General features: G+C 40.1%; 22 protein-coding genes and 1 pseudogene. 1 reads left to right on the top strand and 22 read right to left on the bottom strand.

What is annotated here, in order from left to right; genetic code table 11:
• Nucleotides 1–116: pseudogene (locus IEY48_RS01680) on the top strand (ISAs1-like element ISSpu13 family transposase); the annotation flags it as partial.
• Here the strand turns inward: IEY48_RS01680 and IEY48_RS01685 are convergent.
• The 22 genes from IEY48_RS01685 to IEY48_RS01790 form a co-directional block, all read right to left on the bottom strand.
• A complete protein-coding gene (locus IEY48_RS01685; protein WP_188916642.1) occupies nt 104–646 on the bottom strand; it encodes a hypothetical protein in 543 nt (180 codons plus the stop codon). The pseudogene IEY48_RS01680 and the gene IEY48_RS01685 overlap by 13 nt on opposite strands.
• A 3-nt stretch (nt 647–649) precedes the next feature.
• Nucleotides 650–2,449: a coiled-coil domain-containing protein gene (locus tag IEY48_RS01690; protein ID WP_188916644.1), complete on the bottom strand. Its 1,800-nt coding sequence runs from the start codon at nt 2,447–2,449 to the stop codon at nt 650–652.
• Nucleotides 2,450–2,500: 51 nt separating this feature from the next.
• The gene (locus IEY48_RS01695) at nt 2,501–3,928 is read right to left on the bottom strand and encodes a phosphomannomutase (protein ID WP_188916646.1); all 1,428 of its coding nucleotides are present in this window, start codon (nt 3,926–3,928) and stop codon (nt 2,501–2,503) included.
• A gap of 6 nt (nt 3,929–3,934) precedes the next feature.
• Entirely contained in the window at nt 3,935–5,344 is a 1,410-nt protein-coding gene (locus IEY48_RS01700; protein ID WP_188916648.1) for a mannose-1-phosphate guanylyltransferase/mannose-6-phosphate isomerase, read from the bottom strand.
• Between the two features lie 13 nt (nt 5,345–5,357).
• Nucleotides 5,358–6,458, bottom strand: coding sequence for a dTDP-glucose 4,6-dehydratase (gene rfbB / locus IEY48_RS01705; protein ID WP_188916649.1), 1,101 nt, complete (start codon nt 6,456–6,458; stop codon nt 5,358–5,360).
• Nucleotides 6,459–6,992: 534 nt separating this feature from the next.
• The gene (locus tag IEY48_RS01710; RefSeq protein WP_188916650.1) at nt 6,993–7,334 is read right to left on the bottom strand and encodes a four helix bundle protein; all 342 of its coding nucleotides are present in this window, start codon (nt 7,332–7,334) and stop codon (nt 6,993–6,995) included.
• 210 nt (nt 7,335–7,544) lie between these two features.
• Nucleotides 7,545–8,471 carry a dTDP-4-dehydrorhamnose reductase gene (gene rfbD / locus IEY48_RS01715; RefSeq protein ID WP_188916651.1) on the bottom strand — a complete coding sequence of 309 codons (927 nt, stop codon included), beginning with the start codon at nt 8,469–8,471 and terminating at the stop codon, nt 7,545–7,547.
• Between the two features lie 40 nt (nt 8,472–8,511).
• Nucleotides 8,512–9,057: a dTDP-4-dehydrorhamnose 3,5-epimerase gene (rfbC, locus tag IEY48_RS01720; RefSeq protein WP_188916652.1), complete on the bottom strand. Its 546-nt coding sequence runs from the start codon at nt 9,055–9,057 to the stop codon at nt 8,512–8,514.
• 193 nt (nt 9,058–9,250) lie between these two features.
• A complete protein-coding gene (gene rfbA / locus IEY48_RS01725; protein ID WP_188916653.1) occupies nt 9,251–10,162 on the bottom strand; it encodes a glucose-1-phosphate thymidylyltransferase RfbA in 912 nt (303 codons plus the stop codon).
• Between the two features lie 52 nt (nt 10,163–10,214).
• Nucleotides 10,215–11,735: a KpsE/RkpR family capsule polysaccharide export protein gene (locus IEY48_RS01730; RefSeq protein WP_188916654.1), complete on the bottom strand. Its 1,521-nt coding sequence runs from the start codon at nt 11,733–11,735 to the stop codon at nt 10,215–10,217.
• A 2-nt stretch (nt 11,736–11,737) separates the two neighbouring features.
• On the bottom strand, nt 11,738–12,388 hold the full coding sequence (locus tag IEY48_RS01735) for an ABC transporter ATP-binding protein (RefSeq protein ID WP_188916655.1): 651 nt from the start codon (nt 12,386–12,388) through the stop codon (nt 11,738–11,740).
• A 22-nt stretch (nt 12,389–12,410) separates the two neighbouring features.
• The gene (locus IEY48_RS01740; protein WP_188916656.1) at nt 12,411–13,196 is read right to left on the bottom strand and encodes an ABC transporter permease; all 786 of its coding nucleotides are present in this window, start codon (nt 13,194–13,196) and stop codon (nt 12,411–12,413) included.
• 3 nt (nt 13,197–13,199) lie between these two features.
• Nucleotides 13,200–14,936 carry a polysaccharide biosynthesis/export family protein gene (locus IEY48_RS01745; protein WP_188916657.1) on the bottom strand — a complete coding sequence of 579 codons (1,737 nt, stop codon included), beginning with the start codon at nt 14,934–14,936 and terminating at the stop codon, nt 13,200–13,202.
• Between the two features lie 5 nt (nt 14,937–14,941).
• The gene (locus IEY48_RS01750) at nt 14,942–15,331 is read right to left on the bottom strand and encodes an RT0821/Lpp0805 family surface protein (RefSeq protein ID WP_188916658.1); all 390 of its coding nucleotides are present in this window, start codon (nt 15,329–15,331) and stop codon (nt 14,942–14,944) included.
• Between the two features lie 47 nt (nt 15,332–15,378).
• Nucleotides 15,379–16,416 carry a UDP-N-acetylglucosamine--undecaprenyl-phosphate N-acetylglucosaminephosphotransferase gene (gene wecA, locus IEY48_RS01755; RefSeq protein WP_188916660.1) on the bottom strand — a complete coding sequence of 346 codons (1,038 nt, stop codon included), beginning with the start codon at nt 16,414–16,416 and terminating at the stop codon, nt 15,379–15,381.
• Nucleotides 16,417–16,999: 583 nt separating this feature from the next.
• Entirely contained in the window at nt 17,000–17,509 is a 510-nt protein-coding gene (gene rfaH, locus IEY48_RS01760; RefSeq protein ID WP_188916662.1) for a transcription/translation regulatory transformer protein RfaH, read from the bottom strand.
• Nucleotides 17,510–17,859: 350 nt separating this feature from the next.
• The gene (locus IEY48_RS01765) at nt 17,860–18,417 is read right to left on the bottom strand and encodes a DUF4136 domain-containing protein (RefSeq protein WP_188916664.1); all 558 of its coding nucleotides are present in this window, start codon (nt 18,415–18,417) and stop codon (nt 17,860–17,862) included.
• A 397-nt stretch (nt 18,418–18,814) separates the two neighbouring features.
• On the bottom strand, nt 18,815–20,557 hold the full coding sequence (locus IEY48_RS01770) for a sugar phosphorylase (protein ID WP_188916666.1): 1,743 nt from the start codon (nt 20,555–20,557) through the stop codon (nt 18,815–18,817).
• Nucleotides 20,558–20,578: 21 nt separating this feature from the next.
• Complete coding sequence (locus IEY48_RS01775; RefSeq protein ID WP_188916668.1) at nt 20,579–21,799, bottom strand: glycosyltransferase family protein; 1,221 nt, start codon at nt 21,797–21,799, stop codon at nt 20,579–20,581.
• Nucleotide 21,800: 1 nt separating this feature from the next.
• Complete coding sequence (locus IEY48_RS01780; RefSeq protein ID WP_188916670.1) at nt 21,801–22,658, bottom strand: HAD-IIB family hydrolase; 858 nt, start codon at nt 22,656–22,658, stop codon at nt 21,801–21,803.
• 2,210 nt (nt 22,659–24,868) lie between these two features.
• Entirely contained in the window at nt 24,869–25,288 is a 420-nt protein-coding gene (gene ruvX, locus IEY48_RS01785; protein WP_188916672.1) for a Holliday junction resolvase RuvX, read from the bottom strand.
• A gap of 264 nt (nt 25,289–25,552) precedes the next feature.
• On the bottom strand, nt 25,553–26,113 hold the full coding sequence (locus tag IEY48_RS01790) for a YqgE/AlgH family protein (RefSeq protein WP_188916674.1): 561 nt from the start codon (nt 26,111–26,113) through the stop codon (nt 25,553–25,555).
• Nucleotides 26,114–26,140: the final 27 nt, after the last annotated feature.

The raw sequence follows: 26,140 nt of genomic DNA on the forward strand, positions 1-26,140 counted from the left end.
TAAATCTAGTGAAGCTACATCCCGCTAAAACAAGCCAAAATCAGAAATTCAATAGGGCTTGTTGGAGTGATGATTTCAGGGAAGATATTATTTTTGGCGCTGGTCAAAAAGTGTAATCAGCCCCTGACTCATAATGCATTTTACGCTTAATGCTTTGTGTTGAATCAAACGGACTGTACATTAAACCGACGATTATTGTTATTTTTGCAACATATTCAGCCCCATGATTTTGTTTCAATACATCTAATGCTAATGCTAATGCTTTAGCATGTTGCCAATTTAGGGTATGGCACCAAAATACTATTTTTTGATCTTTCTTATTCGTCGAAAGGCACAATCTGATTGCACTAATATATTCTAAGGCAAGACGGCTGCAGTATTGCTGTAATTCTTGATAGCTGGGTAATTGGTAAAAATACTGGTAAAAATCGGTTGTAAAGTGATGAGTGGCCTTAACCTTGCTGTTTAAGTTTTCTGTAAATGCTGTTGGGCAATCTTGATGGCATAAAAGCTCAATACTAACCTGTTCATTATTTGTAAAGGCATCAGCTATCGCTAACACAGTCGCGGGGTGATGCCCTCCTAGCTCTCGTAAACCAGGGTCTATTATTATCAGCCGTTGCTGAGAGACTTGGTTAACCGACATTGATTATAACGTCAGTAACGATAACGTATTTTGGAGATAATGTGGTACACTCACATCACTGCTTATTGATATTGGCGTCCACTGTCCGCCTTGCTGTAATTTGATATAATAAAACTCTAATTCTTCTTGCAATTGAGTAATTTGCAATAAGGCCAATTCATTCTCAGATTCTAAATCACATATCTTCAATTCAAGAGCCTTTATTTTTGCTTGATATTCATTATCGTTGGTAATGGATTGCTCAATTGAAATATTATTGGCCATTTTTTGGTTATACTCATCTTTAAGTTTTTTAAGTTCAGCATTTTTATGATCAAGCTTTTGCGACAGTGTTTGATTGTTTAAAAACGTTTGCTCAAGCTCTTCTTGTAACTGACTGATTTGCAGTAATCCTAATTCGTTTTCACTAGTCAACAACTCTTGTTGCCGTTCAGCTTGTGCTAACAGCTCGATACTGACTTGATGATCTGCCTTAAGTTGTTCGCTATTGACATACGATTGCTCAAGCTTTTCTTGTAACTGACTGATTTGCAGTAACGCTAACTCGCTTTCATTGGTCAACAACTCTTGTTGTCTTTCAGTTTGAGCTAACTGCTCGATACTGACTTGATGCTCTGCCTTAAATTGTTCGCTATTAACAAACGATTGCTCAAGCTCTTCTTGTAATTGACTGATTTGCAGTAACGCTAACTCGCTTTCGTTGGTAAACAACTCTTGTTGTCTTTCAGCTTGTGCTAACTGCTCGAGATTAACTTGATTATCAGCCTTAAGTTGTTCGCTATTAACAAATGATTGTTCAAGTTCTTCTTGTAATTGACTGATTTGCAGTAACGCTAATTCGTTTTCGCTAGTTAGCTTTGCTTGCAATATTTCTGACTGTGCTAATCTGTCAGTGAATGACGCAGTATCAAGGGCTAACTGTTGTTGTATTTGTTTTTTTTGCTCTGTGACAGCATGATGCTCAATTGCAAGCTTTTGGCTTTGGGTGTGCGTAATTTCAAGTTCTTCTTGCAACTGGTTTATTTGCAATAACGCTAATTCTTTTTCGGCATCGCCTGCCGTAGCTTGCTCTATTAACGCGCTATTTTGCTGTTGCAAACCATCAATGCGGCTTGCTAATTTTGTTACATCTTGTTGAGTCTCTTTAGCCGTGGTTAGCAACATTGATAACCCAATCGTTAGCCTTGCTTCTGCAGGTAAACCATAGTCGGTTTTATTAATGTCAGCTGCGCCTTCTAACTGCTCGAACAATTGCTGTAGCTGAGGGTTACTTTTGATACTGTTAATAGATTGAACGATTTGGGCGATGCTCAGTAAATTTTCAGCTTGTTGTTTTACTGTTAGCTTTTTAAGCACTAAGCCAGAAACACTATTAAATAATTTAACTATTTGCTCAACATGGTTAACGATATCGGCTTGATTGATCAGATATGACTGCTCCATATTGGATAAGTGTAGCTCTAGTATTGCACTTGAATAACTTACCCAATCGTGCTCACTGAGTGATGACGCTATACTTACTTCAGGCGCTGAATAAAATGAAATATAATGATAATTATCGCTGTTTAAAGGTGTATTATTTAGTAACTCAACATCCCCATTATAAAAGTAAATCGCGACTTTACCTTGGTATTCTATTTGTGCTTTACCTTGCTGTAAGTTCAATAAATAGTCATTTAATTGTTGTAGGTTATTACTTGCTACAGCGTCATTTAAGTTAATTGCATTGTGACTCAAAAACATATCAACTAACGCTTGTTTATTTTCTATATTTAATAAACCACAAAAAACCAGTAGTTTCATGATAGGTCCTTTAGTGTATGTCGCGACTAAAACGGCTAAATTTAGTATTCATTATATTGTTTGAACTTTTAATAAGGTGTTACTAACATAATCGAGAGCTTGTTGCTCAACATCTGATTCTGCATAACAACGTAGCTCAGGCGCATTACCTGATGGACGTAAATGGATAATATCACCGTCATTAAAGGTAATTCTTAAACCATCAGTTTGATTAATATTTGAAATGATTTTTTGGGTATAACCCAATGCTAAAACAAATTGTTGTGGTGCCTTTGCCGCGTTGGCAATGATAGCTTTACTACACTCGGTTGCGAAATTTTTAATTCGATCGCTAGCCGTAATGCGTTTAGGTAAAGCATTAACCGATTTTGATAACGGTTCTGTCATGCTTGCAGTTAAGGCAATAATAGCGGGTAATACTGCGTCTCGAGTCGGTAAGCTTTTTAATACCTTGTCACCAACTGCAATGTCACTGCCTAACAAAAAGCCACCGTTGGCCTCAAACCCAGCAAAAGAGCGGTATTGATTTTTTAAGGTGTCAAATGCGGCAATAACATAAGGTGAACCAATTTTTGTTCTTATGACTTGCTTAAAACTCTGTGTTAACTCAATGGCTGTATTGCAGCTAACGGGAACAGCCAACGCTTCAATATTTAGTGCTTGTGCGCATAGTAAGCCTAAAATATCACCTCTAAGCCATTCGCCATGCTCATCGGCAAGTAATGGCCTGTCGCCATCACCATCAGTCGAAAACAAGGCATCTAATTGATACTGCTGAGTCCAATTACGTGCTTTTACTCTGTCTTCTTCTGCAACGGCTTCGGTATCTATAGGTACAAAAACATCGCTGCGCTCTAGACGAATAACATCTGCACCTAATTGGTTAAAAATTGTATGGTAACAATCTCTACCCGCACTTGAGTGTTCATAAATACCAATGCGTTTACCTAGTAATGGTTGATTTGCAAACAATGAGGTATATCGAGAAATGTATTGATTTAACGCATCTGGATTGACTTCGATTTCAGTTGTATTTGTAATAGCTTCAAATTCAATTTGAGCATTTAAGATACCGACTTCATCTTGTTTGGTGATTTCACCATCTGGTCGATAAAATTTTAATCCGTTACGGTCAAATGGAATATGACTGCCCGTTACCATAATACAAGGTAGATTTAGCTGCATCGACACATAAGCTAAAGCAGGCGTTGGCACAACGCCATAGTAAATGACCTTTATATTGGCCTGCTGGGCAGCTTTAGCACATGCCATTGCCATACTATGGCTACTTGGTCGATTATCGATTGCGATGGCAATGGTATCAAAGCGAAACTCAGGTTTTATTACGTCGATAAAAGCATGGGTAAAAGCACCACATACATTATTTGTAAAATCGCTAACCAGTCCTCTGGCACCACTGGTTCCAAAGGCAATTTGACTATTTTTTAATATATGGTGACTATTTAATATATTGGCCATCTGTGATTACCCTTTTACACGCCCATAACGATCTTCAAAACGGACAATGTCATCTTCGCCTAAGTAGCTTCCGGTTTGCACTTCAATCATTTCTAATGGTATTTTGCCGGGGTTTTCTAAAGCATGAATCGTACCCAGCGGAATGTAGGTTGATTGGTCTTCTGTAACAATAATGGTTTGCTCACCATTGGTCACTTTTGCTGTGCCAGAAACGACAATCCAATGCTCACTGCGATGATGGTGCATTTGAATTGATAACTTCTCACCCGGCTTTACGGTAATACGTTTAACCTGGTCACGCTCACCAAAATCGATTGAGTCATATTTCCCCCAAGGGCGATAAACCTCACGATGTAGATGATGTTCTGTTCTGTTTTGTGACTTAAGCTGTTCAACAATTGCTTTTACATCTTGTACTTTGTCTTTGTGGGCAACTAAAACGGCATCTTTTGTTTCAATAACAACAATATTATCAACGCCTACAGCGGCAATCATTTTATGTTCGGCGTTAAAATAACTATTGTTGCTATTGTGGGTTAATACATCACCTTGCATAACGTTATTATTGACATCTTTATCAGAAATATCCCAAAGTGCAGACCAGGCTCCCACATCACTCCATTTGGCATCTAATGGGATAACGACGGCATTATCTGTTTTTTCCATTACCGCATAATCGATAGATTCTGATGGACATTTTAAAAATTCTTGTTCGTTTACGCGAATAAAATCGAGATCTGAAGTGGTATGATCAATAGCTTGTAAACATGCTTGATAGATATCAGGACGATGTTTTTGCAGCTCTTTTAAATAATCTGAAGCCTTGAACAAAAACATGCCACTATTCCAATAGTAATCACCACTATTGAGGTATTCTTGTGCAGTTGCTAAGTCTGGCTTTTCTACAAATTGATTAACGGTATAACCAGAAAGTTGTGGTTCACCACGTTTAATATATCCGTATCCCGTTTCGGCATGGGTAGGCACAATACCAAAAGTCACCATTTTACCTTGTTGTGCTGCAACGGTCGCTTTTTTTACACTTTCCTCAAATGCAGCCACATCTTTAATGACATGATCAGCTGCTAACACTAGCATTAACGCTTCACTATTTTGTTTTTGTAGTTCAAGTGCTGCTAATGCAATTGCTGGGGCAGTGTTTCGGCCAACAGGCTCTAAGATTATTTGCCCTAATTGATTAATTTCTCTTAATTGCTCTGCCGCTAAAAAACGGTGGTCTTCATTACAAATAACAATATTTTTATTATCAGCAAAAGGTAAAGTACGTAGTACTGTTTCTTGCAACATGCTGTTTGAGCTAGTTAGCTTTAAAAATTGCTTTGGGTGAAGCGCACGCGACATCGGCCATAAACGACTACCAGAACCACCGGCCATAATTACAGGTACAATTTGCATTTTTATTCCTAATTTATTTTGATTGATATGTTCCATCTAATACTGCTTTCCACCAATTATCATTGGTTAAATACCAGTCGAGCGTTTTAGCGAAGCCACTTTCAAAGCTTTCTGCTGGTTTATAACCTAATTCATTATTTGTTTTGGTTGCATCAATCGCATATCGTCTGTCGTGACCGGCACGATCTTGCACGTAAGTAATCAGTGATTCAGTTTTACCCGCAATCGCTGATTTTGCGTTAGGGAAGCGAGCAGATAAGCTGCTATCTGATGCGAATTTATCGTTCATTACTTTGCAGACTAGTTTTACAATATCGATATTAGCCCACTCATTGTTACCGCCAATGTTGTAGTTTTCACCTATGCGGCCTTTATTCAGCACTAACTCAATACCACGCGCATGGTCTTCAACGTATAACCAATCACGAATTTGTTGACCATCACCATAAACCGGCAATGGTTTGTCATTAAGGATGTTGGTGACAATTAACGGAATCAGTTTTTCAGGGAAGTGGTATGGGCCGTAGTTATTTGAACAATTTGAGGTTGTTACTTCTAAGCCATAGGTGTGGTGATAAGCACGTACTAAATGATCGCTTGCCGCTTTTGATGCTGAATAGGGGGAGTTAGGGGCGTAAGCCGTTTCTTCGGTAAAAGCGGGATCGGTTGCACTTAAGGTGCCGTAAACTTCATCGGTACTCACGTGATGGAAACGGTGTTCTGTTGTAGGTTTACCTTGTGCTTTTGGCTCATCTATCCACTTTTTCTTAGCGGCTTTTAATAAACTATAGGTGCCTAGAATATTGGTTTCGATAAAGGCATCTGGACCTGTAATTGAACGGTCAACATGTGACTCTGCAGCAAAGTGGACTATGGTATTTAATTGATGGGTATCGATGAGCGATTCGATTAATGGCGTGTCACATATATCGCCATGCACAAAAATCATCTTATTGTTGTCAGCAACTAGATCAAGGTTAGCTTTATTTCCTGCGTAAGTTAATGCGTCTAATACTACGACCTTATCTTGTGGATGATTAGCCAACCAGTAATGGACAAAATTAGCCCCGATAAAACCAGCACCACCGGTAACTAGCAAATTACGTTGTTCCATTTTTATATTCCATTTCACATATTTGGGGCTTTACACCCGAGATTTTTAATCAAAAGTGACAAGTAACAAGTAACAAGTAGCAAGTAGCAAGTAGCAAGTAGCAAGTAGCAAGTAGCAAGTAGCAAGTAGCAAGTAGCAAGTAGCAAGTAACAAGTAACAAGTAGCAAGTAGCAAGTAGCAAGTAGCAAGTAGCAAGTAACAAGTAGCAAGTGACAAATAGCAAGTAACAAGTAACAAGTAACAAGTAACAAGTAACAAGTAACAAGTAACAAGTAACAAGTAACAAGTAACAAGTAACAAGTAACAAGTAACAAGTAACAAGTAACAAGTAACAAGTAACAAGTAACAAGTAACAAGTAGCAAGTGACAAATAGCAAGTGACAAATAGCAAGTGACAAATAGCAAGTGACAAATAGCAAGTGACAAGTGACAAGTGACAAGTGACAAGTGACAAGTGACAAGTGACAAATAGCAAGTGACAAATAGCAAGTAACAAGCGGCAAGTAGTATGTGGCAAAGGTTAAAAAAACATAGCTATTGGAGCTTTTTTGCCATTAGACTTGCAATCATTCTTGAGATTTCTTCTGACTCTCTAATCCATTGAGTACCGATTTCAGATGCAATATATTCGATCTTGATTCCAATATAGATTTGAGTTCTTAATTCACCGCAAGAACCTTTGGCATATGACAAAAAGATAGCAAACTCTTTTCTACTTTTTCTTTCAAAACCCTCAGCAATATTTGATGGTACTGACAAAGAAGAACGTGTAATTTGATCTTTAAACCCAAAATCACGCGAACTCCTGAAATAAATATAAATTTCAGCAGACAAAATTACCGAACGTTTCCAGATATCAAGGTCTTCAAATCTCATAAACAGTCCTTTTCACTGTTATTTAGTGATTGTAAACCTTAGTCCAACACTTAACTTTTGTCTGTTTGTTTTTTAGTTTATCCTTTTCTACTTGTTCCTTTCTCAACTCTTCTTGTTACTTGTCACTTTCGGCTTTCTACTATTCTTTCTCAGCTCTTCTTGTTACTTGTCACTTTCGACTTTCTACTATTCCTTTCTCAGCTCTTCTTGTTACTTGTCACTTTCGACTTTCACCTTCTCAGCTTTAACCTGCTCTAGCATAGATTTTAATTGTTTGCGCCAGTGTATGGTTTTTACACTTGTTAGCGCTTCTGCTTCAGTTTTATTTAGCACACTAAATTCTGGGCGTTTTGCTGGTGTTGGGTAGCTTGATGCTGGAATTGCACTAATAGGTATCGCTTTATTTAATAAGCCTTGCTCTATAGCCAGCTCTTGGATTGCAACTGCAAAGTCATACCATGAGGCTACACCTGCATCGGTCCAATTAAGAATTTTCGTCTGATTTAATGTCTTGCTCTCAGCTCCAACCTTGTCACTTTGCTTCTGCACTAACGCCCAAAGCATATTAGCAAGGCCAGCAGCCCAGGTCGGTGTGCCAACTTGGTCATAAACGATACCAAGTTGGTCTTTTTCTGCCATTAAACGCAGCATGGTTTTTACAAAATTTTTTCCAAACTTAGAATAAACCCAAGCTGTGCGCACTATGGTGGCCTGCGAGCCTAGAATGCGACTAACCGCTTGTTCGCCTGCGAGCTTAGAGGCGCCATAAACACCCAGTGGATTTGTTGCATCAGCAGACACATAAGGCGTGGTTTTAGAACCATCGAAAACAAAGTCTGTTGAAATATGAATTAATTTTGCACTAATGGCTTTACATGCAGTGGCTAGGTTGGCCGCACCCGTTTGATTAACGGCATAGGCAGCATCAATATCTGACTCTGCTTTATCTACTGCAGTATAGGCTGCAGTATTAATAACGATATCTGGCGAAAAACTGATTAAAATCTCGTTCACTACGGCAATATCGGTAATATCAAGTGACTGACTGTCAAAGCATTGAATTTCTATATTGTCAGGACAACTACGTTGTAGTTCTGAACCAAGCTGGCCATTTTTACCTGTTATTAATACTTTCATTTAGTTTTTATTCGTCTTTTTATGGTGGTATTCAATGACATTAAAAAGTTGGTGCATCTGCAAACGCTAACCCTGCTTCATCTTTGACTGACAATGACGGTAATTGACCATCAACGAGTGGCCACTGAATGTTAACAGTTGGGTCATCCCATTTAAGCGACACTTCAACTGATGGGTTATACACATCTGTACACTTATATACGAATTCAGCTTCCTCGGTTGTTACATAAAACCCATGTGCAAAACCTTCTGGCACCCATAATTGGCGTTTGTTTTCTTCTGAGAGCAACACGCCAACCCATTGGCCAAAAGTCGCAGAGTCTTTACGCATATCAACGGCTACATCAAAAACTTCACCACGTGTTACTCGAACAAGCTTTCCTTGAGTATTGGCTGTTTGATAATGAAGCCCACGTAATATGCCATGCGATGATTTACTGTGGTTTTCTTGTACAAAAACACGCTCACCACAATGTTGATTAAATAGCTCTGTACGAAAGGTCTCCATAAAGAAACCTCGCTCATCACCAAACACTTTAGGCTCAATGATTTTTACATCAGGAATCGCTGTATCTATAAAATTCATAATCTCTCTTGATGTTGAAGTGGAAAGTTAAAAGTGACAAGCAGCAAGTAACGAGTTGTAAGTAACGAGTTGCAAGTGACAAGTGACAAGCAGCAAGCAACGAGCGGCAAGCAACGAGTGGATTGTTTTTTCTAAGCCTTTACTTGTGACTTGTGACTTTCTACTTTAACCGTCTCAGCCTTTCTGCTTCTGCTCAAAATACTTTTTGTTCTAATATGTCGAGTAGGTATTGTCCGTAACCTGACTTTTTAAGCGGTGCTGCGAGCTCGCGTAATTGCTGTGCATTAATATGCCCCATGCGGTAGGCAATTTCTTCTGGGCAACTGATTTTTAGGCCTTGGCGTTTTTCAATTGCTCGAATGAAATTAGCAGCATCAAGTAAATCGTCGAGAGTACCGGTATCTAACCATGCAGTGCCGCGCCCCATAATTTCAACATTGAGTTCATGTTGTGCTAAATATTGCTCAATTACATCGGTTATTTCGAGCTCACCACGCGCTGAGGGTTTAACATTTTTCGCGAAATCAACTACTCGATTGTCGAAAAAATATAATCCAGGTACCGCATAGTTTGATTTGGGTTGTTGAGGTTTTTCTTCAATCGAAATAGCTTTACCTGACTCATCAAACTCGACGACACCATATGATTTAGGGTTGGATACGTGGTAACCAAATACGGTAGCGCCAACTTCACGTGCTGTCGCATTTTGCAGTGAAATTGATAAATCGTGACCATAAAATAAGTTGTCACCTAATACCAATGCAGCACTTTGCCCTTCTAAAAACTCTTCTGCAAGAATGAAGGCTTGCGCCAGCCCGTCTGGGCTTGGTTGTTCTACATATTCAAAACAAATTCCCCAATCGCTTCCGTCACCGAGTAACTCTTTAAATCGCGGTAATTCATCTGGGGTAGCAATAACTAAAATTTCAGTAATACCCGCAACCATTAATGTTGAAATCGGGTAGTAAATCATAGGCTTATCGTAAACAGACATAAGCTGTTTACTCACGACTTTAGTCAATGGATACAAACGTGTACCCGTTCCACCAGCTAAAATTATGCCTTTACGAGTGTATTTGTTATTAGGTTTTGAAACAATGTTCATATAGCGTCCTGTCTATAAATTGCTATAGGTAAAGCTCAATAATAAAGTCGAGTTATCTTAGCTCTTTTGCCGTTGCAATGATGATTTTACCTATGCCGAATAGCATTAACTGAAACACCATAAACAATAAGATATTGTATGTTGCTTTAGGATATTGATTATCTTGCGGTAATGTTGCGGATTCGACAACAACTAGGTATTTAAGTTGTCTGTATGCTTCGATTCTAGCTTTATCTAAAGATATCTCCGACGCAGTATAGCCATTTAATGCTAACTCTAATTCAATCTTTAAATCTGCAAATTGAGCTAATACCTCACTAACAGCAGTTCCGCTTCGAGGTAAAGAAGGTTGATTTGATGTATTGACTGAGCCTGAGTTATCTTGCTTACCTTGCTGGAGTGACAAGCGCTCTCGCTCTAATTCCAACTGATTTTTTAATGCTGCAAGCTCTGACTCAAGGATCATCACTTGTGGTGCTTTTGATGTCATCACCGACGTTAAGCCTTTTAGTTCGGCACTTTTGCTTGCTATCTGGCTTTCTAATCCATAGGTAATTTGTTGCAGAGCAGTTCCTTCGGCTTCTGGGTCAAGTAGATTATTTTTTTGTTGAAAGGCTAAGATATTTCTTTGTACATCGCGCAGCCGACTTTCTACTTTTTGATGTTCACCTCGAATAAACTCTAATTGTGCATCTGCCAGTTGGTGACCAATAGAATTGATGTACCATTCAGCACGGTCAACAATCGCTTGGGTTAATGTTTTCGCATATTCTGGCGTAAAACCTTGTACTAATATTTTGATTACACCTGACTTTTCATCAATTTCTATAATCGTATGTTCAATATAATATTTAAGTAAATCTTCAATACTTGGGTTACGACTCAACCGAGAAAAAATATCACCGCCATCATGGTAATGCTGTTGAAGATTAAATTCTTTTTGTAAAAAATTGAGCATATCTTCAGAATGGATATATGCCTTAGCCAATTCAGTATCTGCTGTAGAGTTACTCCCTACGCCTAACCCGCTTAACAATGCCATTGAAGGGTCCATTGTTGACATGCCATCAGGTTGTTGAATGATCAATTGCGCACGGCTTTCATAACGCGGGGCTGCCCACACTAATTGATAAAATGAAAACAAAACAAAAGGAATAAGCAACACTACAACCCAAGGTTGCTTGAGCTTTTGGGTCTGAAATTGCGTCAAATATTGAGTAATAGTCAGTTCTATATTGTCTAGTACTGATTTCTTATTCATTTCATCAGTATTTTGATACTGATGATTTTCTGTCGTGCTGGCTTGATGTTCTATGGACGAGCTAGTTTGGGTCATTTTTGCTTTAGACGCTATCTCATTTGATAATCGCGTCAGTTCTTTCACTACATTTGGATTATTAGGTTGTAAATTACGAACTCGTTGCAATACACGTCTCGCTAAATAAATATCTGACTGCTCAATTTCTTTTGATAAACTAATTAATTTTTTTGGCGCATTCCAAATGGTTGCATCTGTTTTTTCTGCTAGTGCTTTAAAACGTTGTTCTATCTTATCAACTGCTTTTAGAGTCATAATTATAATGCCTGATATTGAGCAATTCCTTGCTCTAAATCGTTGTAGAAAGTTAATTGACCTTTATGAAGCACAATTGCGCTGTCACAAAAGTGCCTGAGTTCATCCATTTCGTGACTGACCATAATCACATTGGCATTTTTACTTTTTTCGGTTAGCGCCTTACGAGCTTTATTTCTAAACTTAGCATCACCAACGGATGTCACCTCATCAATAAGATAGATATCAAAGTCAATGCCAATTGAGCATGCAAATGCAAGTCTAGGTTTCATACCGCTAGAATACGTCCCGACAGGTAAATCAAATTTAGGTCCGAGTTCTGCAAATTGTCGTACTCGTTTCACATATGCATCTAAATCTGCTACACCATTGATCATGCCTATAAAACGGGCATTTTCTGCGCCGGTCATTTGACCATGAATACCCGTTGTTAATGCGACTGGCCAAGATAAATGCAAGTCGGTAACAACTCTGCCTTTGTTTGGATACTCACTGCCGGCTAAAATTCTAAATAATGTCGACTTACCTGCACCATTACTGCCCAGAATGGCAATGTTATGTCCTGAAGGGATTTCAAAATTTAGATTGTCGAATATATATTGTTTCCCAAGTGTTGATGGGTAATATTTAGTGACATTTTCGAGTCTAATCATAAACGTTGGCCGGACCTATAATTCATCGACTTATCGCCTGTTTCCAAGATATGTGATAAATAGATAGTGAGAAAAAAAATAATATCAATCCGGAAGAAAACAAATAAAACTCACTTACGGCCTCAGAGCTGTATGAGTGATAAGCGGCATGCCGCGATAACTCAATAGCATGCAATATTGGATTCCAATCAAGGTAATGCCAATACTCTTTGGGTACATCTTGCATTGAAAAAAATACTGCTGATATAAAAAATAATGGTCGAGTTAAAACTGATTGTATTTTACTCACTTCGGGTACATAACATTGAAAAATGGCTACTAACAAGCCTAGTGACATTGCGATTAACCAGAGCGCGATAGCATTGATAATTATTGATAAAGGGTCATCGACGCGAAACTCCATACCAATAAAATACATAATGACCAATACTAAAAGATATACCGTTAATTTAACCAAAAAATAAAAAGCGCCCGTTGCAATAACACTACTAATGGGTTGCACTTGCCGAAAGGCAAACAAGGCTTTATTTTTTTTAATTGAATTGGAGCAGTTCATAAAAGTATCTAAAAACAACTGAATAAACAGCATGCCGTACATCATAAACTCAAATGTAGGAATACTATGAGTATCACCACCATTCATTCTGCCGCGTAAATACGAAAGCATAAAAATAAAAGCTAATGGGTTTACTACAGCCCATGCTAAACCTAAGCGGTCATTAAAACCTGTTCGTAATTCACGCACAAAAAGGGCAAATATGACATCTCGCCATATTGCCCAATTATTACGTTTTATGATGGTTGTCATTGATTATGTAGCCACGTTTGCCGCAATGGCAATCTGGTAAATAATTTGGGTTACGTCTTTAATTGACTGCATAATTTTAGCATCTACTTTTGGTAAAACTAAAATTTGGTCGCCCGCTCTTAAAGGACCTTTGGCATTGAGGTCTATCATTCCATTTGGATGAATAACCATAATTTGTTCATAGTTAGCACGTTCGCTATAACCACCGGCCCAGGCAATATAGTCTTCAACGCTGGCATTTTTATTAAACACCAATGCCTGTGGCATGAGTACTTCTCCACCGACTTGAATTAAGTCTGTTTTAGCTGGAATAAAAACGATGTCGCCTTGTTCGAGTTGAATATTAGCGACTTTACCTTGATCAGAGATTACCACCTTACCTAGAGGCATTATTTTGCGTGCACGCTCGGTGAACTCAAGGATCATCTTGCCTTCTTCGGCACGAATTTTTGCCTCGCCGTCAGATGATGCCGGCGCGGTAAACACACTACGCTCTAAACGTTCAAGAGATTGATCAATCATCTCTTTTTGTTTTGTTGCAACACTCTTACGTTGAATATAGATAGACTCATAGTCAGTTAGGTTCTTATCAACCTCAATCTGCGCTAATAAATCATGTAAACGAGTTTCTTTTTTTACCGCAAAGTATGAAGGACCTAAATAACTACCTGAGATTTGAATATCGAACACTTGGGCGCGAATGTCGTCATTAAAGATGACTCGGTCGCCATCACGTAAGTTAAACGTTTCAAAATCATTGTAAGGCAAATATACAGAAAATGGCCCATCACTGCGATCACCAACAATGCCTACATGACTAACTTTTGCCAAAGGTAGTGCAAATTTAGCCAATTGTTGGCCATCTGCTTGGTTACCGGTAAATTCAAATCGGAATGGATTTCTTACGCTGCCAGACACAACTACGGTCGCTTTTTGGCGTTCGACCAAAATAACGTCGTTATCTTTAAAGTTAAATTTAGGTAAGTAGCCTTTTAACATGAAGTCATAAAGATCAATCTCTTGTACAACCTGGTTTTGACGAAGCACTTTGATAGAGCGATAACTGCCGCGTTCTGAGTCTATACCGCCGGCACGTTTAAGGTAATAAAGAATACTGTCCGATGCGATACCAGCATATTGGCCAGGACGGATGACACTACCACTGATATACACACTGACTGGCGTAGCGGTTAAAAGGTTTACGTAGATTTCGACACTATTTTTATAAACTTGCTTAATTTTTTGGCTAACAAAATTGTTTAATTGGCTCGCTTTTACGTCAGCAACATAAACAGGGCCAACATTGGTGATAAACAAGTTACCTTGATTATCAACAGTTATCACTTCAGATTGATTTATCGCACCCCATAACCAAATAGACACTTTATCGCCTGGTGCGATGGTGTAATCTTCGTTTAAACCATCAATGCGCTCACTTTCGTAACCACCGGCAAATAAGTTTGCCCCAAAAGGAGGTGGTAAACCTATTTCAGATACTGGTAATAGTTCAGCGGCGGTCATTTCACCCGGTAGCATAATGCCGTCTCGCGGCGCTTTGGAATAACTCCCATTTTCTAACGAAGCATTAGGTAAGGTTGTTTGTGTTGTCCCCATACTTTGTAGGTTGGTTAATGACATTTGGTTTGGCTCTGCCGCTGTAGCGCTAAACACTAACAACTGGGCACTAACCAGTAAACCTAACAGCAATTTATGGCAATAAAGATTGATAGCTTTATTCATGTTGATTACGCTCCAAAGTCAATTTGGTTGTTTTTACTATCAATAACCTGAGGGATAATTGACCATTGAACGCTTTGATTGTCTTTACAAATTATACGTCGTTGTTTGTCTGAATTATTTGTAGTGTAATTTAAAAACACTTCTCTGCATTGTTTGCCAAGCGCTGAAAAGTATTGCTTACCTAATGTAAATTGCACATCGTTATAAACACCAGCATAACCTTGAGGTTGCTGAGATATTATTGTGTTTAATTCAGCAGGCAGCACATTTTCACCAATCGATTTAACGGGTTGCTCTAACAATGGCATAGAAGCTTCGATAACAGGTGGAGAAGAAGTACAGCCCATAAGAATTAACATTATGGCAGAGAGTGACACGATACAATTTTTTTTCATATTTTATGTAATCTAATGATTTTGATTAATAAATTTAAACAATCCAGTTATTTTTTTCTGCTATTTAAACTGTTCCACATATGTTGAGTACATAATGCGTAACCTATGAATAAAAAGATAAAAAATGTAAACAGAATCCATTCAGGAACAAAGTAAATTTCAGCAAGGCAACCAATAAAAGCAAACACACTCGCTACTGAAGATATCGCGACTAGAGCATATCTTCTGCTGTAACCATATGCTTCGAATAAATGATGTAAATGCTGCCTATCGGCGGTAAACGGTGAGCCACCAGATTTCATTCGACGGATCATGACTGATACCATGTCGATTAATGGAATGGCTAATATGTACAAAGCGGTAACAGGCCTAAAAGCGGGTGTATCTAGCTCGGTACCAACAATCATTAACCATACGATTGTTAAACCAATAAACATGTTTCCAGAGTCACCCATAAACACTTTGCTAAATGAGTGATGCAAATTCAAGTTGAACAACAAATACGCAAGAAGTGCCGCTATAAATAATACTGGCAGTAAATACCACTCGTTAGTGAGCCTGCTAAGTAAAAACGCTAATGCACCAAATGCAATGAGACTAAGCGCTCCGGCTAAACCATCAATACCGTCCATCATATTGATCGCATTAATGCCTGCAATGATTGCAATAACACTCACAGCTGCGCCAGCATATCCCAATTTGAACTCAAAAAAGCCCAAAATAGAACCAAAGCTTTGCAAGTAAGTTTCGGTGCCGAATATCATTAAAGAAGCAACAATGATTTGAGAGATCAACCTGACTTTGACCGATAATAAATACCTGTCATCTAAGGTCCCTAGAAACAAAACCAGTGCTGCGGCCACGAGATAAATATTTAGATTTTGACTGTGGTCGATAAACACCATTGAGGTTATTAATACCGAAAAGTAAATTGCGATACCTCCGATAAGAGGTATATGCCCATCATGTACTTTTCGATCGCATGGGTAGTCGAGCAGTCCTGTTTTTACAGCGATAGGCTTCACTAGTTTAATTGCGAAGAATGAAACTAGAAAAGTCACTGATACTGGGAGCCAATAATCCATTATTTATCCCTATATTTATGAGTGATGAAAGTATTTTGGTTTAAAAGCCAAAAAACGAAATTGCGGTTGAATGTTAAAGCGAAAAGAACAAGGAAATTATGAAATCAAACTATTGTGTCATTGTTAAACATTTGAGCATTTAACCTTGGATTTTAACTGAAGTAGTGCACACGAATATTGCATACGTCCATGTGTTCCACTCTTCGAGCCAGCTGGAGCTGTTAGCGATTGTTCCAGACAATCACTTTCGGCGTCTGCTTAACGAATACTTATTCAAAAATACAGTTTTCATTCGATGTCCTTCGGACACGCTACCGCCCATGGATTACGGCTTCCAAATTGCCCAGGGTTTACCAATTTCTGTCTAAGCGCGCATATTGTAACTAAAAAGGACGCATTAATCTGTTCAAAAAGCACACAGAACATAAAACACTAACACTTTTTAAACATTTAGTGCTTTTCGAGCAGTTAAAAAGCTAATAATGGTACTTTTCGCTCCTACAGAAGCCAAATAGATACATTACAAAAAATTATATAGCAAAAATCTTACAAATTTTATAGCGAAAGTCGCATCAAATAGCGGTTAACTATCAGTTTTATTTTCAACGGTTTGTAAGTTATCCAGCTCAACTAAAATGCGTTTTTGCTGTCCCATAATGGTAAACAGTACATGGCAACGTTTGTCTGGGTTATTTTCATCGAAAATGGCCTCAAGGTCTTTAAATGGACCATAGACAAACTTCACTTTATCGCCTTTAGCTAGCGGCTTTTCAACTTCAGGAACATGTCCTTGAACACGCCTCTTAAGCGCGGAAATAATTCTGTCGTCAATGGGAGTCATATCTTCTCGACAGCCTACTATGCGGTTAGCACCACGAGTATTGTGGATTTTGCTCACGCTAGTGACTTGTGGGTCAAAGTAGATAAATAGATAACTTGGGAAAAGCGGCACCGTGACCATTTTGCTCTTATTACGGACCGTTTTTTGCTGGGCGATCATCGGTAAATAACTTTCGACTTCTTGCAAAGCCAAATTTTGCTGTGCACGTACTTCATCACGTGGTTTGCAATACAGTAGATACCAAGATTTCATTGTTTCTCGCTTGTGTTAATTTACTCATCAGCCTGAGTAAGTGACTTCCCATTCACACAATAGATTTTAGCAAACTTACTCATCCATTTGAATGACTTTCTACGTCGAACGCCTATAAATACGCCACTTAAAGAAAATATGGCAACCTAAAATATTGATGTAAAAATAACAATTCTTTTTACACTTAAATTTATCGAAAGCAGGACTAAAGTTTAATGATAAAAAAGGTCAGTTATTGCGCTACTGTAGAGGTTAATGATGTAGTCACAAATGCTTAATACATAAAAACCTCGACAAACGTCGAGGTTTTTATGTTTTTGCTAACTTGAGTCTGGCATCTGTTCGTTTGATTACTGGTCAAGTTTTGGCGGGTAATTCATCATCACTTTGCCAATCGCATTATTGATTGATTCAGTTCGCTCTTGTGGGGTATTTTGATCTCTTATTGTGTCGGCTACTGTACCGCGCCACACTAACTTGCCCGTTTTGTTGTCAACTAAATCAACAATCATGGTGCCGACTTCGTATTCGCGTACCACGGTTTCAGTTTGCATTGAACCTGCGAGTCCCCAACGAGGACCATAATACGGGTTGTATCCAAAATGGCTGTTAAAGGTGTCAATGTTGATTTTTTTATCTACTTTGGTGATGTAATTTACCAGTAAGTCTGCATTTTGTTTGTCGACTTTACTGATGCCTTTTTGGCTCAACTGAGTTTCAATGGCAGAGCGGACACGCTGGTCCATTAGCCCATCTAATTGATATACCGCATCATCATTTTTCTTTTCTATCCATGCGTATGATTTGTATTGTTCAAATGCGACTGAAGGATCGAAGTCTGAACTTGATTTTAAGGTGCTGCATGCGCTTAACGCTAACACCGCTATGGCGATAAAAACTTTTTTCATTACAGACTCCAAAATAGCATTGACTAATAAGCATAAGCTTATAGAGCGCAATAATGTTGTCAAGTTAACTAGGGTTTATAAACAAGCAGCGAGAAAGTGAGCTTCAAGCCAGCCCGACCGCATTCGTCGTCCCGGCAATGCTTTCAAGCCGGGATCCAGCTGTTAGCTTTGAAGCTTTAAAACAACACCTGGATCGTCCCGGAAACTCTTATAAATCCGGGTTCTAAGACCTCGGGGATGACGACAAAGCAATACACTCACACCTCGTCACTTGTGCCTTGGCCCTTGTCACTTGTACCTTGTCACTTGTACCTTGTCACTTGTACCTTGTCACTTGTACCTTGTCACTTGCACCTTGTTACTTGTACCTTGCCCCTTTCGCCCCCCGACTCTTCACCTAGCCTTTATTACTGATCCACACGGTTTGATAAGGCTGTAATTGTATTGTTTGAGTAATATCTTCTATTTTGGTGTCGGTGAGTAAATCGACCCAATGTTCTGAAATTACCAGATTTAACTCATTGATGGGTAAGTCGGTGACTTGGTCTGAGACATTACTGATACAAAAAATACTTTGCTTACGGTTTCGACTTTGACGCCAAAAACCAAAAAGCTGTAGACCTAAATGTAAGGTAAATTGTGTCGCGCTTGGATGAAATGCTGCTTGTTGTGTGCGTATATTGATGAGCTTTGTCATTGCCGACAATACTTGGCTGTGAGTGCTTTGTGCATCGCCCAGCTGTTGCTTTAATTCATCAAGCTCCCAACGGTGGCGGTTAATGGCCCGGTTGTGTGATGTATTTGTCAACTTTTCATAGTCATTACGGGTACCCAGCAAACTGTGAATGTATATTCCGGGGATTCCCTCAAGGGCCAACATGATGGAATGAGCACACATAAAGCGTTGCATGCCCCATAAATCTTTACCTTTTGTGGTGCCTTGCAGGGCATCGTAAAGGGCAATATTAATTTCGTAAGGTTTTTGCTCACCAGTTTCGGTGGTACGTGCTGATATTTGCCCACCAAAATCTTTCATGGTGTCGACAAGGGTTTGTATTTCATCATCGTCGAGTAACCCTTCTGCCGGACGTAACCCAATACCGTCGTGTGAGGCGATAAAGTTAAAGTAGGTTGTGCCATCTTGTGCTGGCGGCATGCTCATCAACCAACGCTTTAAGTACAAACAGTTACCGGTAATCAGAGTATTGATGAGCAAGGGCGGCAAGGAAAAGTTATAAATACAATGCGCTTCGTTAGCATTTCCAAAGTAGGTTAAATTTTGGGTGTTGGGTATATTGGTTTCGGTAATAATCATCGCATCGTTTTGTGCATGCTCAATTAGCGTGCGCAGTAACCGAATAATTTCATGCGTTTGTGCCAGGTTGATTGATTTACTGCCGACTATTTTCCATAAAAATGCGACTGCATCGAACCTAAATATACTGACGCCGGCATCTAAATACTGGCGAATAATAGTGACAAACTCGATGAGAACTTGGGGGTTTCTAAAATCAAAATCCACTTGGTCATGGCTAAACGTACACCACACATGTTGGGTGCCGGTTGGGGTTTCTGTTGGCCTTAATAGCGTTGATGTTCGTGGTCTTACAACCTCAGATAAATCATCGTTGGGTTGCGCGGTAAAAAAGTAATCGTGGCCTGGCCCCTCACCTTTACAAAAGTTTTCGAACCAAAAGCTTCGGCTAGAACAATGATTAATGACTAAGTCTGACATTAATCGACGTTTACTGGCAATGGCACTGATATCAGCCCAATCACCGAGGCTTTCATTAACGCTTGAGTAGTCAATAACAGCAAAGCCATCGTCTGAACTGTAGGGGAAAAACGGTAAAATATGCACACTATTAATGCAGCCAAGGTAGCTGTCGATAAATTGCGCTAAGGTGGTAAGTGGGCGCTCACCTTGCTGCAATATACTGTCACCATAGGTAATCATTATGGTGTCTTTTTCTGACCAATGGTTTACAAAAGGCTCAGGTATCTGACTAAACTCGGTAATACGCATGATTTCAATCAACCGACTCACCAATTGGTTTATCGGTTGTTCGATATCGATGTCTTTATAAATACACTCCAGTTGATGCTGTAGCTTTTGTTGTAATCCATCCATTACTGACATAAAAAAACCTTATATTTATCCTTAACTGAATTCAGCGTTGTCGGCCTCGACCGCTTCTTTAAGTTGTTCAAGTACATCAGGCATTGCGCTCACTACTCGGCTCCATGTTGGCATAAATGGTGTTTCCATTGGGTTATCTAGAAAACGTTGCCCTGCTGTCACAATATTTTGAGCAAACATTTCAACGGCCTTTTCTTCTAAATGGATGTCGGTAGTTAGGCCATTCATTAATGCATCATTATGATAGGTTTCGACATAATCGAGTGCAACACGGTAATAAGTGGCTTTTAATGTACGAAATGACTCGGTGCTGAAGGTGTTCCCTTGAGTGGCGAGTTTTCGGAAAAATGCTTTAGTAATATCAATCGACATTTTTGATAAACCGGCATCTTCATTGTTTAGCGACAAGTCTTGATGTTTGTGATCGTAATTATCGGCGATATCAACCTGACAAATACGGTTAGGGGCATAATTACGTTGCATTTCAGACAGTACGCCAATTTCTAGGCCCCAGTCACTTGGGATACGTAAATCAGTTAACACATCACGTCTGAATGAGAACTCACCTGCTAATGGGTAACGAAAGCTGTCCATGTATTCTAAATATTCGTTATAACCCACTACTTTTTTCAGTGCTTTAATCAGTGGAGTGACTAACAAACGTGATACACGGCCATTGATTTTACCATCAGATAATCTGGCGTAATAACCTTTGCTAAATGCATAATTAAATTGCGGGTTGGCGACTGGGTATAGCAATCTCGCCAATAAGGACTTCTCGTATGTCACGATGTCGCAATCATGTAATGCGACAGACTCTGATTTTTTTGAGGCCAACATGTAACCCATGCAATACCATACATTGCGGCCTTTACCCAACTCAGTGGGTGCTAAGCCTAACTTTTGTAACTTGGCATCGAGCGCTTGAAGACGTGGGCCGTCATTCCATAAAATACGGTGGTGTTGCGGTAATTCACCAAAAAAACTCAGCGCATGTTTGTATTGCGCTTCATCTGCCCTATCTAAGCCAATGACGATTTCAGACAAGTAAGGCACATCTTTAAGTTTTGCCACTATGCCTTTTAGTGCATCGCCTTCTAACTCAGAAAATAACGAAGGTAGTATCAACCCTAGTGGTCGAGTTTTAGCAAATTTAAGCAGATCTTGTTCAAGCTCATCATGGGTACGACGAGTTAAGTTGTGCATTGTAGTGACAATGCCATTTTGATAAAAATCAGCCATATTATGCTCCTGTTAATGACGCAGATGTTGAAGATGTGGCCAATGAAGATGTGAGTAGTGTTGCAGTAATACACTCAGCCCAACCTTTAGGACCGCACTCTTGGCTTTTAATGGTTTGTTTTTTACGTAATACCGGAAAATCATGGGTTGGAGATTTTATTTGAATGGCAATATCAGCCGCTTCTAACATGGCGCTGTCGTTACCGCTGTCACCTAATGCGATTGTCGTCACCGGAGCTTGATAATGGTTTGCATACACTTGAGCCAGCCAGTTCATGGCTTTGCCTTTGTCACTTTCACCACCGATGTGCAAAAAGCGACCGCCCTGTAACATATGGGCGCCAAGTGATGTCATATGTGCAATAAATTCTTGCTTACGTGCATCATCACCTTTCCATAATAATGGTTCAGAATAATGTCTCACCAGTGCAAGCCTTGCTTTGTCGGGGGCAAGGTCGGTGACTTCGCACAATTCTTCGACGCTAAAAGATGAAAAACCAACATACTCGTCTTCAAACTCAACGGCTTGTTGAGCTAATAAATCAAGCCAATGTTGACGTGGTGGGCAAAACTCTTTAACCCAGTAATAGCCTTGGGTAACGGTGTCTTGTGGTTGTTGATCAAAGTATCCGATTGGAATATAGATAACGGCACCATTTTCTGAAATAAACGGTGAGTTAATGCCGATGGTTTGCTGCAGTTTTTCCATTTCAGCAAAGGTTTTACTGGTATTAGCTATGATGGGAATATGACGTTCATTGAGCGCTTCAATCACATCAATGGCATGGTTGAAACTATAGTCAAAGTGGTCGAGTAACGTTCCGTCAATATCAGTGAAAATCAGTGGTCTGTTGGTCATATCTTGTCCCTTTAACTTAATACTGGATAGCGCGGTAAGTACAATCTTAGTTGTTACTTTGCGATATTACTAAATTAATAGATTCAGAATATGTGCCAGAGCAGAAAGCGTTGCCCCGAAATGGAACAAACCACCTTTTAGCCACTGTAATTTATAGGGTTTTATTTTATCAAACCTGAGGTGAACAACATTATTTTAGACTTTAAACGAGTTACATATGTGCAACAAATAAAGCCAATTGCACCATATTGGTGCAACCGATGAATAAAAAGAGACTATAACGTTGAAATGGCCAATATTGGTAAGCCGGTGCACAATCAAAGTCAAATGCCAAGAATGGATCCCCAATAAAAGCACTTGAGGATGACAGCAACTACTACGTCATTAGCTCATTCATACTCAGAAGATGCCAACTACTCCGTCATTAGCTCATTCGCACTCAGAAGATACTAACTACTCCGTCGTTCCGGCAATGCTTTTGAGCCGGAATCCAGGTGTTGGTTTTTATGCTGTAAGGCGACAGTCAACGTCACAAGATTCGCACTCGGATGATGCCAACGACTCCGTCGTTCCGGCAATGCTGTTGAGCCGGAATCCAGGTGTTGGCTTTTATGCTGTTAGGCGACAGTCACAAGACACGAGAGGCAAGAAACAACTAGATCGTCTCGGTAACTCTTATAAATCCGGGATCTAAGATCTCAGGGATGACAGATTAGAGCAACCTCCAACTACTCCATCATTAGCTCATTCGTACTCAGAAGATGCTTACTACTCCGTCGTTCCGGCAATGCTGTTGAGCCGGAATCCAGGTGTTGGCTTTTATGCTGTTAGGCGACAGTCAAACTCACAAGACACGAGAGGCAAGAAACACCTGGATCGTCCCGGTAACTCTTATAAATCCGGGATCTAAGATCTCAGGGATGACGGCATAGAGCGGCCTCCAATCACGCCAACTACTCCGCCATTAGCTCATTCGTACTCAGAAGATGCTTACTACTCCGTCGTTCCGGCAATGCTGTTGAGCCGGAATCCAGGTGTTGGCTTTTATGCTGTAAGGCGACAGTCACAAGACAAGAGAAACAAGAAACACCTGGATCCCTGATAACAGATCTCAGGGATGACAGATTAGAGAAACACCTAGATCGTCCCAGTAATTCTTATAAGTCCGGGATCTAAGACCTCGAGGATGACGGTATAGAGCAGCCTCCAACCAAGCCAACTACTCATCATTAGCTCATTCGCACTCAGAAGATCCTAACTACTACGTCGTTCCGGCAATGCTTTTTAGCCGGAATCCAGGTGTTGGCTTTTATGCTGTAAGGCGACAGTCAAAGTCACAAGAAACAAGAAACACCTGGATCGTCCCGGTAACTCTTATAAATCCGGGATCTAAGATCTCAGGGATGACGGCATAGAGCAGCCTCCAACCAAGCCAACTACTCCATCATTAGCTCATTCGCACTCAGATGACGCCAACTACTCCGTCGTTCCGGCAATGCTTTTAAGCCGGAATCCAGGTGTGGCTTTTATGCTGTAAGGCGACAGTCACAAGAAACAAGAAACACCTGGATCCCTGATAACAGATCTCAGGGATGACGGCATAGAGCGGCCTCCAATCACGCCATCTACTCCATCATTAGCTCATTCGCACTCAGAAGATGCTAACTACTCCGTCGTTCCGGCAATGCTTTTGAGCCGGAATCCAGGTATTGGCTTTTATGCAGTAAGGCGACAGTCAACGTCACAAGACACGTACTCGGATGATGCCAACTACTACGTCGTTCCGGCAATGCTTTTAAGCCGGAATCCAGGTGTTGGCTTTTATGCTGTTAGGCGACAGTCAAACTCACAAGACACGAGAGGCAAGGAACACTTGGATCCCTGATAACAGCTTTCAGGGATGACGGCATAGAGCGGCCTCCAATCACGCCAACAACTCCATCATTAGCTCATTCGTACTCAGAAGATGCTTACGACTCCGTCGTTCCGGCAATGCTTTTGAGCCGGAATCCAGGTGTTGGCTTTTATGCTGTAAGGCGACAGTCAAAGTCACAAGACACAAGAAACAAGGAACAAGAAACACCTGGATCCCAGATAACAGATCTCAGGGATGACGGCATAGAGAAACATCTGGATCGTCTCGGTAACTCTTATAAATCCGGGATCTAAGATCTCAGGGATGACGGTTAATGTAGTTACAGGCTCAAGCTTTAAAACTGGTTTTCAAAATAACTTTCGACAATCAATACGGCTGATACTGCATCAACTTGGCCCTTGGTTAATGCTTTAAACCCGCCTAACTCAAACAAACGCGCTTTAGCGTCTGCTGTAGTAAGGCGCTCATCTTGGGTGGCAATGTTCACTCCGAAACGGCCGTTGATACGATTAGCAAATTTACGGGCGCGCTGGGTCATTTCTTGCTCTGTACCATCCATATTTAATGGTAAGCCGACAACCACCAAATCGGGTTGCCATTCTTTAAGTAGCTTTTCAATATCACCCCAGTTTGGAATACCATCAACCGCTTTGATTGATAACAAGGGTGTGGCACTTGCCGTTATGGCTTGGCCTATCGCAACACCAATACTTTTGGTGCCATAATCAAAGCCTAAAACCGTTTGAGGTTGCATGTATTTCTCTTTATTTAATCGTTAGATTTGGGGGGGGAGGCTAGGAACTAGCAGCGTAGCGACCTAGCAGTGACGAAGTCACGCCCTAGAACCTAGCAGCGAAGCGCTCTAGCAGTGACGAAGTCACACCCTAGAAACTAGCAGCGAAGCGTCCTAGCAGTGACGAAGTCACGCCTTAGAACCTAGTAGCGTAGCGTCCTAGCTGTGACGAAGTCACGTCCTAGAACCTAGTAGCGTAGCGTCCTAAAACAACAGTGACACTGCTTAAGCGTGGCCGATTTGTGTCGACATTTGCCAAAAATCGAACCCTAACGCCTGGGTGGCACTTTGCCATAACTGTTCATGATCGCCATTAAATAACAGTTCTGGTGAGGCTTTTATCGTGAGCCATGTATTTTCAGCTAACTCTTGCTCAAGTTGATCTTTACCCCAACCAGCGTAACCCAAGGCAACAATAAAGTTATCGGGAGATTTTCCGGTGCCAATAGACGTCAGAATATCGCGCGAGGTCGTCAGCATTGAGTAATCACTAATCTCTACACTGTTAATCCAATTTTGTTGTGGGGTATGAATAACAAAGCCACGGTCGGGAGCGACTGGACCGCCAATCAATACTTGTTCATTGATTGCAAACATATGCTCTGGCGACGGATTTAACTCCATCTGATCAAGTAACTCTTCAACATCTACACCAATTGGGCGATTAACCATTATACCCATTGCGCCTTTGTCATCATGTTCACAAATATAAATCACTGAACGTTCAAAAAACGAATCATCAAGTGACGGCATAGCAATTAATAAATGATCTTTTAAACTATCCATATGCTCTCCCCAATCGTGCTGTTAGCG

It is taken from the genome of Shewanella saliphila (assembly GCF_014648295.1).
Lineage (GTDB): Bacteria > Pseudomonadota > Gammaproteobacteria > Enterobacterales > Shewanellaceae > Shewanella > Shewanella saliphila.

Excerpts from the sequence above, each read along its gene's own strand:
- IEY48_RS01740 (WP_188916656.1), bottom strand. The coding sequence starts at position 13,196 with ATGACAACCATCATAAAACGTAATAATTGGGCAATATGGCGAGATGTC.
- ruvX (WP_188916672.1), bottom strand. The coding sequence starts at position 25,288 with ATGCAACCTCAAACGGTTTTAGGCTTTGATTATGGCACCAAAAGTATT.
- IEY48_RS01790 (WP_188916674.1), bottom strand. The coding sequence starts at position 26,113 with ATGGATAGTTTAAAAGATCATTTATTAATTGCTATGCCGTCACTTGAT.
- rfaH (WP_188916662.1), bottom strand. The coding sequence starts at position 17,509 with ATGAAATCTTGGTATCTACTGTATTGCAAACCACGTGATGAAGTACGT.
- IEY48_RS01695 (WP_188916646.1), bottom strand. The coding sequence starts at position 3,928 with ATGGCCAATATATTAAATAGTCACCATATATTAAAAAATAGTCAAATT.
- IEY48_RS01775 (WP_188916668.1), bottom strand. The coding sequence starts at position 21,799 with ATGGCTGATTTTTATCAAAATGGCATTGTCACTACAATGCACAACTTA.
- IEY48_RS01780 (WP_188916670.1), bottom strand. The coding sequence starts at position 22,658 with ATGACCAACAGACCACTGATTTTCACTGATATTGACGGAACGTTACTC.
- IEY48_RS01710 (WP_188916650.1), bottom strand. The coding sequence starts at position 7,334 with ATGAGATTTGAAGACCTTGATATCTGGAAACGTTCGGTAATTTTGTCT.
- rfbA (WP_188916653.1), bottom strand. The coding sequence starts at position 10,162 with ATGAACATTGTTTCAAAACCTAATAACAAATACACTCGTAAAGGCATA.
- wecA (WP_188916660.1), bottom strand. The coding sequence starts at position 16,416 with ATGGATTATTGGCTCCCAGTATCAGTGACTTTTCTAGTTTCATTCTTC.
- IEY48_RS01765 (WP_188916664.1), bottom strand. The coding sequence starts at position 18,417 with ATGAAAAAAGTTTTTATCGCCATAGCGGTGTTAGCGTTAAGCGCATGC.
- rfbB (WP_188916649.1), bottom strand. The coding sequence starts at position 6,458 with ATGGAACAACGTAATTTGCTAGTTACCGGTGGTGCTGGTTTTATCGGG.
- IEY48_RS01735 (WP_188916655.1), bottom strand. The coding sequence starts at position 12,388 with ATGATTAGACTCGAAAATGTCACTAAATATTACCCATCAACACTTGGG.
- IEY48_RS01730 (WP_188916654.1), bottom strand. The coding sequence starts at position 11,735 with ATGACTCTAAAAGCAGTTGATAAGATAGAACAACGTTTTAAAGCACTA.
- rfbC (WP_188916652.1), bottom strand. The coding sequence starts at position 9,057 with ATGAATTTTATAGATACAGCGATTCCTGATGTAAAAATCATTGAGCCT.
- IEY48_RS01745 (WP_188916657.1), bottom strand. The coding sequence starts at position 14,936 with ATGAATAAAGCTATCAATCTTTATTGCCATAAATTGCTGTTAGGTTTA.
- IEY48_RS01750 (WP_188916658.1), bottom strand. The coding sequence starts at position 15,331 with ATGAAAAAAAATTGTATCGTGTCACTCTCTGCCATAATGTTAATTCTT.
- IEY48_RS01685 (WP_188916642.1), bottom strand. The coding sequence starts at position 646 with ATGTCGGTTAACCAAGTCTCTCAGCAACGGCTGATAATAATAGACCCT.
- rfbD (WP_188916651.1), bottom strand. The coding sequence starts at position 8,471 with ATGAAAGTATTAATAACAGGTAAAAATGGCCAGCTTGGTTCAGAACTA.
- IEY48_RS01700 (WP_188916648.1), bottom strand. The coding sequence starts at position 5,344 with ATGCAAATTGTACCTGTAATTATGGCCGGTGGTTCTGGTAGTCGTTTA.
- IEY48_RS01690 (WP_188916644.1), bottom strand. The coding sequence starts at position 2,449 with ATGAAACTACTGGTTTTTTGTGGTTTATTAAATATAGAAAATAAACAA.
- IEY48_RS01770 (WP_188916666.1), bottom strand. The coding sequence starts at position 20,557 with ATGTCAGTAATGGATGGATTACAACAAAAGCTACAGCATCAACTGGAG.